The sequence below is a fragment of the Pseudonocardia cypriaca genome (assembly GCF_006717045.1).
GTDB lineage: Bacteria > Actinomycetota > Actinomycetes > Mycobacteriales > Pseudonocardiaceae > Pseudonocardia > Pseudonocardia cypriaca.
This window is the reverse complement of sequence record NZ_VFPH01000002.1, coordinates 1,631,406-1,644,327: the sequence shown is the minus strand read 5'-3', so window position 1 is coordinate 1,644,327 and position 12,922 is coordinate 1,631,406. Positions and strand designations below refer to the sequence as shown.

At 71.7% G+C, this 12,922-nt stretch carries 14 protein-coding genes; 6 read left to right on the top strand and 8 right to left on the bottom strand.

The genetic code is table 11. The features are described 5' to 3' along the window. Positions 1-6 precede the first annotated feature (6 nt). Entirely contained in the window at positions 7-768 is a 762-nt protein-coding gene (locus tag FB388_RS25475; protein WP_142104688.1) for an SDR family NAD(P)-dependent oxidoreductase, read from the top strand. Next, positions 765-2,183 (top strand): four-carbon acid sugar kinase family protein, encoded by a 1,419-nt coding sequence (locus FB388_RS25470; protein ID WP_142104687.1) that lies wholly within the window; start codon positions 765-767, stop codon positions 2,181-2,183. The genes FB388_RS25475 and FB388_RS25470 overlap by 4 nt, the downstream gene beginning before the upstream one ends. A gap of 3 nt (positions 2,184-2,186) precedes the next feature. Here the strand turns inward: FB388_RS25470 and pruA are convergent, their stop codons facing one another. The 6 genes from pruA to FB388_RS25440 form a co-directional block, all read right to left on the bottom strand. After that, positions 2,187-3,812: an L-glutamate gamma-semialdehyde dehydrogenase gene (gene pruA, locus FB388_RS25465; RefSeq protein WP_142104686.1), complete on the bottom strand. Its 1,626-nt coding sequence runs from the start codon at positions 3,810-3,812 to the stop codon at positions 2,187-2,189. A 121-nt stretch (positions 3,813-3,933) separates the two neighbouring features. Beyond that, positions 3,934-4,404, bottom strand: a complete 471-nt coding sequence (locus FB388_RS25460) for an SRPBCC family protein (protein WP_142104685.1) — start codon at positions 4,402-4,404, stop codon at positions 3,934-3,936. After that, positions 4,404-4,739 carry an ArsR/SmtB family transcription factor gene (locus tag FB388_RS25455; protein ID WP_142104684.1) on the bottom strand — a complete coding sequence of 112 codons (336 nt, stop codon included), beginning with the start codon at positions 4,737-4,739 and terminating at the stop codon, positions 4,404-4,406. Before FB388_RS25455 ends, FB388_RS25460 begins: the two co-directional genes overlap by 1 nt. Before the next feature lie 51 nt (positions 4,740-4,790). Further along, a complete protein-coding gene (locus tag FB388_RS25450; protein ID WP_142104683.1) occupies positions 4,791-6,365 on the bottom strand; it encodes a PucR family transcriptional regulator in 1,575 nt (524 codons plus the stop codon). 244 nt (positions 6,366-6,609) lie between these two features. Beyond that, positions 6,610-6,813, bottom strand: coding sequence for a DUF397 domain-containing protein (locus FB388_RS25445; RefSeq protein ID WP_142104682.1), 204 nt, complete (start codon positions 6,811-6,813; stop codon positions 6,610-6,612). A 116-nt stretch (positions 6,814-6,929) separates the two neighbouring features. Then, positions 6,930-7,781, bottom strand: coding sequence for a helix-turn-helix domain-containing protein (locus FB388_RS25440; RefSeq protein WP_142104681.1), 852 nt, complete (start codon positions 7,779-7,781; stop codon positions 6,930-6,932). A 332-nt stretch (positions 7,782-8,113) separates the two neighbouring features. Here FB388_RS25440 and FB388_RS25435 point away from each other — a divergent pair, with 332 nt between their 5' ends. From FB388_RS25435 to FB388_RS25425, 3 genes are all read left to right on the top strand, one after another. Then, positions 8,114-8,785 carry a hypothetical protein gene (locus tag FB388_RS25435; protein ID WP_142104680.1) on the top strand — a complete coding sequence of 224 codons (672 nt, stop codon included), beginning with the start codon at positions 8,114-8,116 and terminating at the stop codon, positions 8,783-8,785. Between the two features lie 83 nt (positions 8,786-8,868). Beyond that, positions 8,869-9,792, top strand: a complete 924-nt coding sequence (locus tag FB388_RS25430) for a proline dehydrogenase family protein (protein WP_142104679.1) — start codon at positions 8,869-8,871, stop codon at positions 9,790-9,792. A gap of 24 nt (positions 9,793-9,816) precedes the next feature. After that, complete coding sequence (locus FB388_RS25425; protein WP_246122391.1) at positions 9,817-11,232, top strand: amino acid permease; 1,416 nt, start codon at positions 9,817-9,819, stop codon at positions 11,230-11,232. Positions 11,233-11,234: 2 nt separating this feature from the next. Here FB388_RS25425 and FB388_RS25420 read toward each other — a convergent pair whose 3' ends face one another. After that, positions 11,235-11,642 (bottom strand): nitroreductase/quinone reductase family protein, encoded by a 408-nt coding sequence (locus FB388_RS25420; RefSeq protein WP_246122389.1) that lies wholly within the window; start codon positions 11,640-11,642, stop codon positions 11,235-11,237. Positions 11,643-11,730: 88 nt separating this feature from the next. Here FB388_RS25420 and FB388_RS25415 point away from each other — a divergent pair, with 88 nt between their 5' ends. Next, on the top strand, positions 11,731-12,219 hold the full coding sequence (locus FB388_RS25415; RefSeq protein WP_170225825.1) for a MarR family winged helix-turn-helix transcriptional regulator: 489 nt from the start codon (positions 11,731-11,733) through the stop codon (positions 12,217-12,219). On the opposite strand, the gene FB388_RS25410 is transcribed toward FB388_RS25415, so the two are convergent. Further along, positions 12,178-12,861, bottom strand: coding sequence for an NAD(P)-dependent oxidoreductase (locus FB388_RS25410; RefSeq protein WP_142104676.1), 684 nt, complete (start codon positions 12,859-12,861; stop codon positions 12,178-12,180). The two genes, FB388_RS25415 and FB388_RS25410, sit on opposite strands and share 42 nt — an antisense overlap. Positions 12,862-12,922: the final 61 nt, after the last annotated feature.

Here is a 12,922-nt window from a genome sequence, read left to right as displayed (position 1 = left end):
GACGGCATGACCGAGAACGGACGCACCGCCGTGCTGACCGGCGCGGCCTCCCCGCGCGGCATCGGCCGCGCCACCGCCGACCGGCTGGCCCGCGAGGGCTGGGCGATCGCGGTGCTGGACATCGACGCCGACGAGGCGCGGGCCGCGGCCGCCGAGATCGGGGAGGCCCATGGCGTGCCGGCGCTCGGCATCGGCGCGGACGTCTCCGACTCCGGTGCAGTCGACGCGGCGATCGCGCAGGTGGAGGCCGACCTGCCGCCGATCGTCGGGCTGGCCAACGTCGCCGGGATCGCCTCGCCCGTCCCTTTCATGAACGAGACGGTGGAGGGCTGGGACCGCGTGTTCGCGATCAACATGCGCGGCACGTTCATCGTCACCCAGCGGGTGATGCGGGGCATGATCGAACGGAAGCAGGGCCGGGTCGTCAGCGTCTCGTCGGTCTCGGCGCAGCGCGGCGGCGGTACCTACTCGAAGGTCGCCTACAGCGCGTCGAAGGCCGCGATCATCGGCTTCACCCGCGCGCTGGCCCGCGAGGTGGGGGAGCACGGGATCACGGTCAACGTGGTGACGCCGGGGCCGATCGACACCGACATCATGGGCGGCACGCTCACCGACGAGCGCAAGGCGGCGATGTCCGCCGACACCCTGCTCGGCCGCGTCGGCACCCGCGAGGAGGTCGCGGCGCTCATCGCGTTCCTGCTCGGCGACGACGCCGGGTGGATCACGGCGGCGACCTACGACATCAACGGCGGGCTCCAGATCTCATGAGCGTGATCGAGTCGGAGCTGCTCGCGAGCTACCCGCCCGAGGTCGAGATCCCGGCGAGTGAGGTGGCGGCCTCCGTCGCTGCCTCGGGACGCACGCTCGTGGTGCTCGACGACGATCCGACCGGCACCCAGTCCGTCGCCGACCTGCCGGTGCTCACGCGGTGGGCGAGCGCGGACTTCGAATGGGCCTTCGCGCAGCACGCCCCCGCGGTGTACGTGCTCACCAACACCAGGAGCCTCGACCCGGACGAGGCCGCGAAGCGCAACCGCGAGGTCGTGCGCAACGCACTCGCGGCGGCGCGCGAGATGCCGCTCGCGTTCGTCAGCCGCAGCGACTCCACGCTGCGCGGGCACTTCCCGCTGGAACCCGAGGTGATCGCCGACGAGCTGGCGCAGGCGTCCGGCACGCGCACGGACGCCGTGGTGATCGTGCCCGCGTTCCCGGACGCGGGGCGCGTGACGATCGGCGGCACCCACTACATGCGCGACGGGGCGGGCGGGCTCGTCCCGGTGGCCGAGACCGAGTTCGCGCAGGACGCGACGTTCGGGTTCACCCGGTCCCGGCTGGCCGAGTACGTGGAGGAGAAGTCCGGTGGCCGGTACCCGGCGCGGGACGTGCTCGTCCTCGACCTGAACGTGATCCGCGGCGGGGCCGATGCGATCGCGGACGCACTGGACGGCGCCACCGGCGGCGTGCCCGCCGTCGCCGACATCGTCACGGAGAACGACCTGCGAGCGCTCGCCCTCGGGCTCGCCGAGGCGGAGCGGCGGGGCAAGACGCTGCTGTACCGGGTGGGGCCGCCGTTCGTCCGGGGCCGGATCGGGCAGGAGGTCCGGGCGCCGCTCACGGCCGACGACGCGTTCGCGGGCCGGCCATCCGCCGCCGGTGGCGGGCTCGTGGTCATCGGCTCCCACGTCGGTCTCACCACCCGGCAGTTCGACGTGCTGCGGGCCGAGCACCCGTGCGCCCGTGTCGTCGAGCTGGAGGTCGGGAAGCTGCTCGACGGCGCGGCCGAGGAGGTCGACGCGGTGGTCGCCGACGTCGTCGCCGGTCTCGCCGACGGCGAGGTCGTGCTCCACACCAGCCGCGTGCTGGTGCGGGCCGACACGCCGGAGGAGAGCCTGCGCATCGCGCGCACCGTCTCGGCCGCCCTCGTCGAGGTCGTGCGGCGGACCCTCGCCGAGCACCCGCCCCGATTCGTGATCGCCAAGGGCGGGATCACCTCGTCCGACGTCGCGAGCGAGGGCCTGCAGATCCGCCACGCGATCGTCCGCGGGCCGATGCTGCCCGGCATCGTCTCGCTCTGGGAGCCGGTCGGCGGGCCGGCCGCAGGCATCCCCTACGTCGTGTTCCCCGGCAACGTCGGTGACGACCGGTCCCTGCTCGACGTCGTGCGCGTCCTCGCGGGGACGTGAGCCTCAGCCCTGGTGCGGGTAGCGGCTCGTCGTCGCGGGCACGAAGGTCTCCTTGATCGTGCGGGGGCTCACCCAGCGCAGCAGGTTGTAGATCGAGCCGGCCTTGTCGTTGGTGCCCGACGCCCGGCCGCCGCCGAAGGGCTGCTGGCCGACGACGGCGCCGGTCGGCTTGTCGTTGACGTAGAAGTTGCCCGCTGCGAAGCGCAGCGCCTCCGCCGCCGTGGCGATCGCCGCCCGGTCCTGCGCGATCACCGCACCCGTGAGCCCGTACGGCGCACCCCGGTCGACGTGTTCGAGGACCTGCTCGAACTGCGCGTCCTCGTACACGTTGACGGCGAGCAACGGGCCGAAGTACTCGGTGGAGAACATCTCGTGCCCGGGGTCACCGCCGACGACGATCGTGGGCCGCACGAAGAAGCCGGTGCTGTCGTCGGCCGAGCCGCCCGCGATCACCTCGAGCCCCGGGTCGGAGTGCGCGCGCTCGATCGCCGTCGTGACCTTGTCGTAGGACCTGCGGTCGATGACGGCGCCGAGGAAGTTGCCGAAGTCCTCGACGTCGCCCATCGGCAGGCTCTCGACCTCCTCGACGAGGTCGTCACGCAGCCGGGTCCACACCGAGCGCGGGATGAACGCGCGCGACGCCGCCGAGCACTTCTGGCCCTGGTACTCGAACGCGCCGCGGACGAGTGCGGTGCGCAGCACGTCGACGTCGGCGGACGCGTGCGCCACGACGAAGTCCTTGCCACCGGTCTCGCCGACCAGCCGCGGGTAGCCGGCGTAGGTGCCGATGTTGGCCCCGACCTGCTGCCACAGGTACTGGAACGTGGCCGACGACCCGGTGAAGTGGATACCGGCGAGCGCCCGGTCGGAGAGCAGCACCTCGGAGATGTCGCGGCCGTCTCCGGTCAGCATGTTGATCACGCCAGGGGGCAGGCCCGCCTCCTCCAGCAGCCGCATCGTGTAGAACGCCGCGAGCGTCTGCGTCGGCGACGGCTTCCAGATGACCGTGTTGCCCATCAGCGCGGGCGCGGTGGGCAGGTTCCCGGCGATCGCGGTGAAGTTGAACGGGGTGATCGCGTAGACGAACCCCTCCAGCGGCCGGTAGTCCATCCGGTTCCACGCACCGGCGCCGCTGTTCGGCTGGTTCTCCAGGATCTGCCGGGCGAACGCCACGTTGAAGCGCCAGAAGTCGGCGAGCTCGCACGCGGAGTCGATCTCGGCCTGGTAGCAGGTCTTGCTCTGGCCGAGCATGGTGGCGGCGTTCAACCGGTCCCGCCACGGGCCGGACAGCAGGTCCGCGGCACGCAGCAGCACCGCGGCCCGCTCCTCGAACGGGAGCGCCCGCCAGGCGGGCGCGGCCCGCAGCGCGGCCTCGACGGCGGCCTTCGCCTCGCTGTGCCCGGCGTTCGCGGAGGTGCCCAGCACGTGCGCGTGGTCGTGCGGGGCGACCACGTCGAAGGGCGTGCCGCTCGCCATCTGCCGTCGGCCGTCGATGGTGACGGTCAGCTCGTGCCGCACCCCGCCCAGCTCGGCGAGCGCGGCCTGGAGGCCCGCGCGTTCCGGCGAACCCGGCGCGTAGTCGCGCACCGGCTCGTTCCGCGGGACCGGAGTGGTGGTGATCGCGTCCATGGCAGGGGACTCCCCAGGGTCGGAGGTGCCTTGAACCCTAGGAAGCCGCAACGCCCGCGGGCTTGTCCACCGCAACAACGATTTCCGTCGACCGTTGTCCGGACGGACGAGCCCGCGCTCGTCAGGACTCCTTGGCGAGCAGGGCGTCGAGCGCGGCGTAGCTCGCGTTGAGCCCGTGCTCCATGCCGGAGCTCAGCATGCCGTCGCGCTCCTCGGTGGTGTGGAACAGCGACGTGGTCGTGACCTTCGTGCGGCCGTCGCCGAGGTCGGTGAAGGTCGCCGTCTCGACCGCGACGTGGCCGGGCATGCCGTCCCACTCGAACGTCTGCACGATCCGCTCCTGCGGGGTGACCTCGCGGTAGCGGCCCTCGAACCCGTCGCTGCCCTCCGGGCCGTGCGCGACGAACCTCCAGTGGCCGCCGCGCTCGACCTCCATGCGCTCGACGACGACCTTCTCGCCGCCTCCGCCCCACCACTGCGCGATCAGGTCGGGGTCGGTGTAGGCCTGCCACACCCTGGCGAGCGGGGCGTCGAAGACGCGCTCGATGTGGATCTCCCGCTCCGCGGGCGTCGTGATCGCCGCCTCGGTCATCACTGCTCTCCCTTCGTCCGTTCGAGGAACTCGCCCAGCCGATCGAGGCGTGCCTCGAGCATCTCCCGGTACCGCGCGATCCACGCGGTCTCGTCCTCCAGCCGGCGCGGGCCGATCCGGCAGATCCGGACCCGGCCGACCTTCTCCGTGCTGACCAGGCCCGCCTCCTCGAGCACGGCGATGTGCTTCTTCATCCCCGTGAGCGTCATGCCGAAGTGCTCGGCGAGCTCGCTGACGGACGCCTCGCGCGCGCCGAGGCGCTCGAGGATCCCGCGGCGGGTCCGGTCGGACAGCGCCCGGAAGGAGTCGTCGAGCCCGTCCGAACACTGAACCATATAGTTCAGTGTTGCGCCGAGAGGCGGTCCTGTCAAGTGCGGTCTCCAGCGTCAGGAGCGGTCGCGACCCGCGGCCAGCAGCTGCAGGTGGTGCACCAGCCGGGCCCGCGGGTCGTCCAGGCGCAGGCCGGCGATCGCCGTCGCGCGCCGTACGCGGTAGCGGAGGGTGTTGGGGTGCACGGTGAGCCGTTCCGCCGCGGTCCGGACGTCGCCCATCGCGTCGAGCCACGCCACCACCGAGCCGACGAGGTCGGTGCGGTGCTCCCGGTCGTAGGCCACGAGCCGGGCCACGCCGGGGTCGCGCAGGTCGGGGTTGGCCGCCAGCAGCCCGAGGGTCTGGGTGAGCAGCACCTCGGCGCGGATCTCCCCGAACACCGCGACGTCCTGGGACTCGCCCATCGCGTCGAGCACCCGGTCGGCCTCGCGCCGGGAGCCCGGCACGCCGGCCAGCTCCGCCGCCGGCGAACCGATCCCCGCCTGGACCCGGATCCCGCTGCGCCGCCGGGCGGCGGCCACGACCTCGGTGCACAGGGTGAGCGCCCCGTCGGTCCCGTGGACCTCCGGCAGGACCGCGTACACCCGGCCCCCGACCGCGGCGCAGAGCGCGGCCCGCCGGTGCGCCGCCGCGTGCACCGAGACCACCTCGACGAGCTCGGCGACGACCAGCTCCTGGGCGGCGGCGTCACCATCTCGTACGGCGAACGCGACGACGAGCGCGCCCGCGTCCTCGTTCAGCCCGAACGTGCCGGCCACCAGGTCGGGGCTCGCCCGCCCGTCGAGCAGCCCGACCATCAGGTCCCGCTCCCACCGCCCCCCGGGTGCCTGCTGGCTGCGACGCCGCACGAGGTGGCCGGCCGCGACCCGGGCCGCGCCGACCAGCACCTCCGCCGCGCGCTCGGCGAACGGCTCGGCGCCCTCCTGCACCCAGATCGTGCCGAGCTGGCGGCGGCCCGCGTGGATGCCGATCGCCAGCCGGCGCCGGATGCCCAGCTCGGCGTGCTCGTCGAGCTGGACGACGTCCTCGCTGTCACGCAACCGGTCGAACACGCCCCACTCGCGCAGCATCCGCAGGTAGTCCGCGGGGCCCTGGCGGCCGAGGATCGAGAGCCTGCGCATCTCGTCGATCTGCGCCGCGTCGGCGTCGGAGCGGGAGTAGGCGAGCACCCGGCTCGCCGTGTCCTCGATGCTGACGACGCCGCGGGTCAGCAGCGCGACCGTTTGCGCTAGCGAGTACAGGTCGCCCGAGCCGTCGTCACCCGCCGCCCCGCCCTCGTGCAGGACGTCGCGCGCGAGCGACTCGAGCCGCTCCCAGCGCACGTCCGGCCGCACGAGCAGCAGCGCGGCCCCGGCGTCCGTCGCGGCGGCCCGCAGCAGGTGGTCGGGGCCGCCCGCCTTCACCGCCACCGCCGCGGCGCCCCGCCGGGCGGCGGCCCGCAACGCCGCCGTGGCGGCGCGGCCCCGCACCCCGATCACCAGTACGAGCTGACCGGGATAACGATCCGGCTCGTCGTCGGGGTCGACGATCGCGAGCCCGGTGAGCGGGACGTCCAGCCCGGCCGGGGCCGCAGCCACCTCCACCAGCGGCTCGCCGATGGCGGCGAGGAGCCTGCGGAGCGTGGTGTCCATGGTCCGCCTCCTCGCGGCTCGTCGGATCGGACGAGGGGAGTGGGCGAACCTTAGCCGGTTGGACGAGACCTGCCGCGCGGCAAGACAGAGCCGATGATCGTCCGATCAGCACACCAGGGTCGCCTCGACGTCCCTTACGTGCTGCTCGGCGCGGTCAGGACATCCTGACCGCTTCGGCAGTACTTGAGTGTTTGTCGGGCCGTGCCTGGCGTACGACTGGGCTTGAGTCTTCGCGAGAGGGACGCTAGCCGAGCAGGTCGTCGAGCTCGCCGCGCTGGGCTCTGTCGATGAAGGCTGCAACCTCGGCGCGGGGGAAGTGCAGATGCACGTCGGGATTCTTGCTGTCCCGGAGTCGGATTATCTCGCGGTCGCGGGCGAGCTCCACACATTCACCGTGCGCGTAGCTACGAGATGCCTTGATCCAGCGCAAGGGATCCTGGTCGACCATGTGTCCAGTGCCTCCGGAGGGCGCGCTTGTTCCTCCCGAAGGCCGGTCAGTTCGCGCGCATTGGGTCGTGGGGAGCGTCGGGCGCGCGCGACGCTATCGTTCTCAATAGACGACGCTTACATCGGGGTCGTCGTGTCGTGGGCGGTTCGCCCGATGAGGTTCCTGCTGTCCTTGTCGGGCAGCGCAAGCGCCGCGAGTGCCTGCCAGGCCTCTGCGTATCTTGCGAGGTCATGGGCTTCGAACAAGGTTCGCGCCCCGGACAGGCCTTCTACGTATACCAGTTCCGGTGCGTGGTCGTTCCTGGTGCTGACCATTGTGAAGCGGCTGTCCAAGCCGGCATGCGCGCCCGCCGAGAAGGGGATGATTCGGACAGAAACTCGGGCGCGGTCCGTCGCGGCGAGCAGAGCAAGGAGCTGATCTCGCATCGTCGGGGGATCTCCGATCGTGCGATGCAGTGCTGACTCGTCCAGAATGATCCAAACCCACGGCGGCTCCGGTCGTCCAAGCACCTCCTGCCTGCGAAGGCGTCGCTCGACCGTGGCGGCTGTGTGTTCGGCGGGGGTCGTGATCGATGTTCCGCCCACCATCGCTTCGCAGTAGGCCTGCGTCTGCAGGAGTCCGTGAACGATCGAGCCATAGCTCATGATCGCTGTCGCGGCCTGCTCGAAGCCTATGTACTCCCGCGTCGGACGAGCCATCGGGGCGGTCTCCCACCAGGTCTTCGCCCTCGTGATGGGGGCAAGTTGCCTCACTCTCTCGCGTACGCGTGGGGGGAGCCCGTAGAACTCGCTCAGTCGCTCCGCCTTGTCGTCGCCGATGCCGCGGAGCCCGCGTTCTACGCGTGAGAGGAACCCGGGAGTGAGGTCAACCCGCCGGGCCACGGCCTCGAGGCCAAGCTCACGGCCCAGCCGGAGTTCTCGCAGCAGGTTGCCCAGCTCGCGGCGAGCGGTCGGAGGCGTTGGCTCCACGTCATGAACCGCTTCGGCCGTTCGGACGGATCTGGTGCACGGCTCGTGACGGTAGCAGCTTCACCACTTGCGGTGAGGCACATTGCCCCGCACTATCAGTGTGTCGCCACGGCGATCGTGGGTGTCGTACCGCGCGGTCGCTGCGACCCCGGTGAGGGTGGGGGGTGGTCGTCAGGACGCCGTCTCCGCGAAGCCGCGTGCCCGTTCTGCAGGGCGCGACGAGGCCTGAAACGAGAGAAGCGCCGCATCCGGTGGATGAGACCGGTGCAGCGCTTCCTCCGTGGGCGACGAGGCAAGCGAGCCCGCCCCGGTCGCCACTGTTGATGTCGCCGGTGCGCGAACACCTGCGACGTCTGTTCCGCGGCTCGCCGTCCAGATGCACAGGCAAGAGGTGGAACGACATGGAGAGTACTAGTGATCCATGCAATTGCAAGTGTACCCGGCCCGACGAACGACAGGCGATCGACAAACCGGTCACCACGGCCGACGTCCGTCGCTTCTTCCCGCCGCTGAGGCGACGTCCGCACCCGGCGGTTGTCGTTGTTCGGTGGTGGTACGAGCTGGCGATCGTGGCGTTGCTCGGTGCGGCGTCGTGGTCGGCGGTCGGTCTGCTCGGCGGTCCGGGAGCCGTCGCGCTCGGGATCGTCCTGGGCGTGACGGCTGCGGCCGTTGCGGCGCTGGTCGAACCGGTGCGGGATGCGCTGTTCGGGGTGCTCCAGCGGGCGATCGTGCCGCATCGGCTGCGGCTGGGCTTCGTTCGCGGCGGCGTCATCACGAGGGACGGCCGGCTTCCCGCGATCGTCCGCTCGCGGTGCCGGGTCGACCAGGCTCGGTGCTGGGTCCGCCTGCCGTCCGGGCTCCTCGTCGAGGATCTCGCTGCGGCCGGGCCGGTGCTCGCCGGCAGTTGCGGCGCGACGGGAGTGATCGTGTCTCCTGATGGGCCGAGGCAAGATCGCGCGATCGTCGTAGTGGCGCGGCCGCGGTGGGGCTGGCCAGGTCACTAACTGTCCAGTCAGACCAGGGTGCTGTGGAAACGTTGTCCGCTCGGACAAGCATGCGCGGTCCCTCACGATCTACGGTCCCTCGCATGCTTCGCAGCACCCTGCTGGCGGCGGCCCGGTCGGGCGTCGTGCGCGCCGCCGTGGAGGCCGGGCCGTTCGAGCCGCTCGTCCAGCGTTTCGTCGCCGGTACGACGGTCGACGCGGCGATCGCCGCGGCGCGCACGATCACGACCGACCGGCTCGTCACGGTGGACCACCTCGGCGAGGACACCACCGATCGCGCACAGGCCGACGCGCTCGTCGCCGCGTACCGGTCGCTCCTGCGGCGGCTCGGGGACGAGGGGCTGGCCGACCGGGTCGAGGTGTCGGTGAAGCTGTCGGCGTTCGGGCAGCGGCTGCCGCGGGACGGCGAGAAGATCGCGCTCGACTCGGCGCGGCAGGTGTGCGAGGCGGCGGCCGCGGTGGGCACCACGGTCACCGTCGACATGGAGGACCACACCACCACCGACGCCACCCTGACCACCGTGCGCGACCTGCGCCTGGACTTCCCCTGGGTGGGGGCGGTGCTGCAGTCGCAGCTGCGCCGCACCGAGGGCGACTGCCGGGACCTGGCCGGCCCCGGCTCCCGCGTCCGGCTGTGCAAGGGCGCATACGACGAACCCGAGTCGGTGGCATACCGCAGCGCCGCCGAGGTCGACCTGTCCTACGTCCGGTGCCTCAAGATCCTCATGAGCGGACGGGGCCTCCCGATGGTGGCGACGCACGACCCGCGGCTGGTCGCGATCGCCCGCCACCTCGCGCAGCGGTACGGCCGCTCCGTTCGCGACTACGAGCTGCAGATGCTCTACGGCGTGCGCCCCAACGCGCAGACCGACCTCGCCGCACGCGGGCTGCAGGTGCGGGTCTACCTGCCGTACGGCACGGAGTGGTTCGGGTACTTCATGCGCCGGCTGGCGGAGCGGCCTGCCAACCTCGCGTTCTTCGCGCGGTCGCTGATGTCCCGTGGTTGATCGGTTCTGTTTCGAGGAGGAGATGTGACCGGACCCACCAGTGCGCTGTTGCGGCGCAAGCCGATCGACGACGTGGAGGAGGACCGCGGTGGCGGTCTGACCAAGACGCTCGGGCTGTGGCAGCTCACGGCGATCGGCATCGGCGGCATCATCGGCGCCGGGATCTTCTCGCTCGCAGGCGTCGTCGCGAACGGGGAGGCCGGGCCGGGCGTCGTGATCTCGTTCCTCGTCGCGGGCGTCGCGAGTGCGGCGGCCGCGTTCTCCTACGCGGAGTTCGCGGGGCTGATCCCGAAGGCGGGATCGGCCTACACGTACGGCTACGTGGTGCTCGGGGAGTTCGCCGCGTGGTTCATCGGGTGGGACCTGCTCCTGGAGTACACCGCGATCGTCGGCGTCGTCGCGATCGGCATCTCCGGCTACCTCGGTGAGCTGCTGAGCTACCTGGGCGTGTCGTTGCCGACGTGGATGCTGGGCGCGCCCGGCACCGAGCCGGACGGCGTGGCGCCGGGCAGCTACGTCGTCGACCTGTTCGCGGTGCTGCTCTGCCTGTTGATCGCGTTCGTGCTCACCCGCGGGATGCGCAGCGCGGCCCGGTTCGAGACGTCCCTCGTCTACCTGAAGGTGGCCGTCGTCCTCCTCGTGATCGGGGTCGGCGTCTTCCACATCAACACGGAGAACTACAACCCGTTCCTGCCGTTCGGGATCGGTGGTGCGCTCGCCGGTGCGGCCACGGTGTTCTTCGCGGTGTTCGGCTACGACGCCATGAGCACCGCGGCCGAGGAGTCCAAGGACTCGCAGCGGCACATGCCGAGGGCGATCCTCTACTCGCTCGCGATCTCGATGGTGCTCTACGTGCTCGCCTGCCTGGTGCTCACCGGAATGGTCAACTACCGGGACATCAACACCGACGCGCCCTTCACCGGGGCGTTCAACTCCGTCGGCCTGCCACTGCTGGGCGCGATCATCGCGGCGGGTGCGATCCTCGGCATCCTCACCGTGCTCTTCACGTTCCTCATGGGTGCCGCGCGGGTCGGCTACGCGATGAGCCGCGACGGGCTCCTGCCCCAGTGGTTCGCCCGGACCGATGACGTCCACCACCAGCCCGCGCGGATCACGTGGGTGCTCGGGATCGTCGCCGCCCTGTTCGCCGGTTTCCTGCCGATCGAAGAGGTCGCCGACCTGACCAACATCGGGATCCTGCTCGCGTTCATCGTGGTGTGCGTCGCGGTGATCGTGCTCCGCTACCGCCGCCCCGACCTCCCGCGCTCGTTCCGCCTCCCGTGGATGCCGGTCGTGCCGGCGGTCGGCATCGTGTTCTCGATCTGGCTGATCGCCCTGCTCGAACCGATCACCTGGCTGCGGTTCCTCGCCTGGTTCGCGCTCGGACTGGTGATCTACGTCTTCTACAGCCGGCACCGCTCCCGGCTCGCGCAACGCTGACGTCACACCTCGCGCAGCTCGAACACCGCGACCCGGTCGGCGATCCCGGCGAACTCGTCGGGATCGCCCCTCTTCACGAGCCCGAGGCGCACGAAGAACTGGACGCCGTGCGGCACCTCGGTGGGGAAGGCGCGCACTACCGTGCGCCGGAGATCGGGGTCGGTGACCTCGGTGAGCGCGACCTGTCGCCGGTGCCGCCCGTGGGCCAGCTCGCCCGCGCCCGCGGCCCGGACGTTGCGGGCCCAGTCCGCCTGCGACAGTGCCGCGATCACGTACCGGCGGCCGTCGACGGTGAGCGGGGAGACGGGGGTGGGTCGCGGCGCACCGGACACGCGGCCCGGCACGGTCAGCACGTGGATCGTGCCGAGCTGCAGTCCCAGCCGCTGCAACAGCCTGACCACGCGGTTCACGGCGGGGAGCCAACTCGGGAGGGTGCGTGTCGCCACGACAGTCCTTTCGATCGTCGAAATGATTCGGCTCCAGGCTAGACTCCTTCGAGTGTCGAAGCAATTGGCGGTGGAACGGGCGGCGCGGGCGGCGGCCGAGTTCGGTGACGCCGCAGGCGTCGTCGACGCGGCGGCGGCGGATGTCTTCGGCGTCAATCCCACCGACCTGCGGATCCTCGGCGCGGTGCTGGACGGCCCCCTGACCGCGGGGCAGGTCGCCGCCGCCGTGCACCTGAGCCCCGCGGCCGCGACGACCGCGATCCAGCGGCTCGTCGCGCGGGGACACCTGACCCGCGAGCCGGACCCCGAGGACCGGAGGCGCGCGGTCGTCGCTCTCACCCCGTCCGCCCGCGAGCTGGCCGAGCGGATCTACGGGCCGGTCGGGGAGGCGGGGGTGGCGGAGATGCAGCGGTGGAGCGCGGCCGAGCTGGAGCTGATCGCCGACTTCCTGGAGCGCGGCCGGGCCGTGCAGCTCGCGCAGGCGGCGCGGATCCGGGCGCTAGTAGCCGACCGTGAACCGCCGCTGGACGAACCGGGGTAGCTCGATCTCGTCCAGCACGGCGACGGCGAGGTCGTCCGCGGAGATGTCGCTGGTGCCGTCCTCGCGCACCAGGAGTTGGTCGCCGCCGAGCCGGAACCGTCGGGTGCGCTCGCCCGGCTGCACGAGCGCGGCCGACGGGCTGACGTAGGTCCAGTTGCGGTCCGACAGGCGGTAGAGGTCCAGTGCCTCGACGTGCGCCCGCACGACGCGCACGTAGTCGGCGGGTACCCCGAGCGACTCCGGCAGGTTCTCCGCGAACCCATCGAGGTCGACGACCCGCCTGCCCGGCTCCACCTCCAGGCTCCCTGCTCCGCCGATGACGACCAGGCGCAGCCGGGGGATTGTCTCCATCGCCGCGAGCAATGCGCGGGCGGTGGCCGGGAGCGCGTCGGCGTTCGCGATGGTCTCGGGGACGTCGTTCCCCGCGTTGGTCGCGTTGACGAGCACGTCGAGCCCTGCGACGTCGGTGGCGAGGCGGGCGGGGTCGCGCGGGTCGGTCACGGCCCACCGCACCGCCCCCCGCGCGGTCGGGATGCGGGTGGCGGAGCGGGTGAACGCGGTGACGCGGTGCCCGCGGTCGAGCGCCTCCGTGACCACGCGGCCGCCGATCACGCCAGTCGCGCCCAGTACGCCGATATCCATTGGTCGTCCCCCGTGCATCTTCTGAACGGCGTGTAGTAACTACACGAGGAAGAGTAGACGT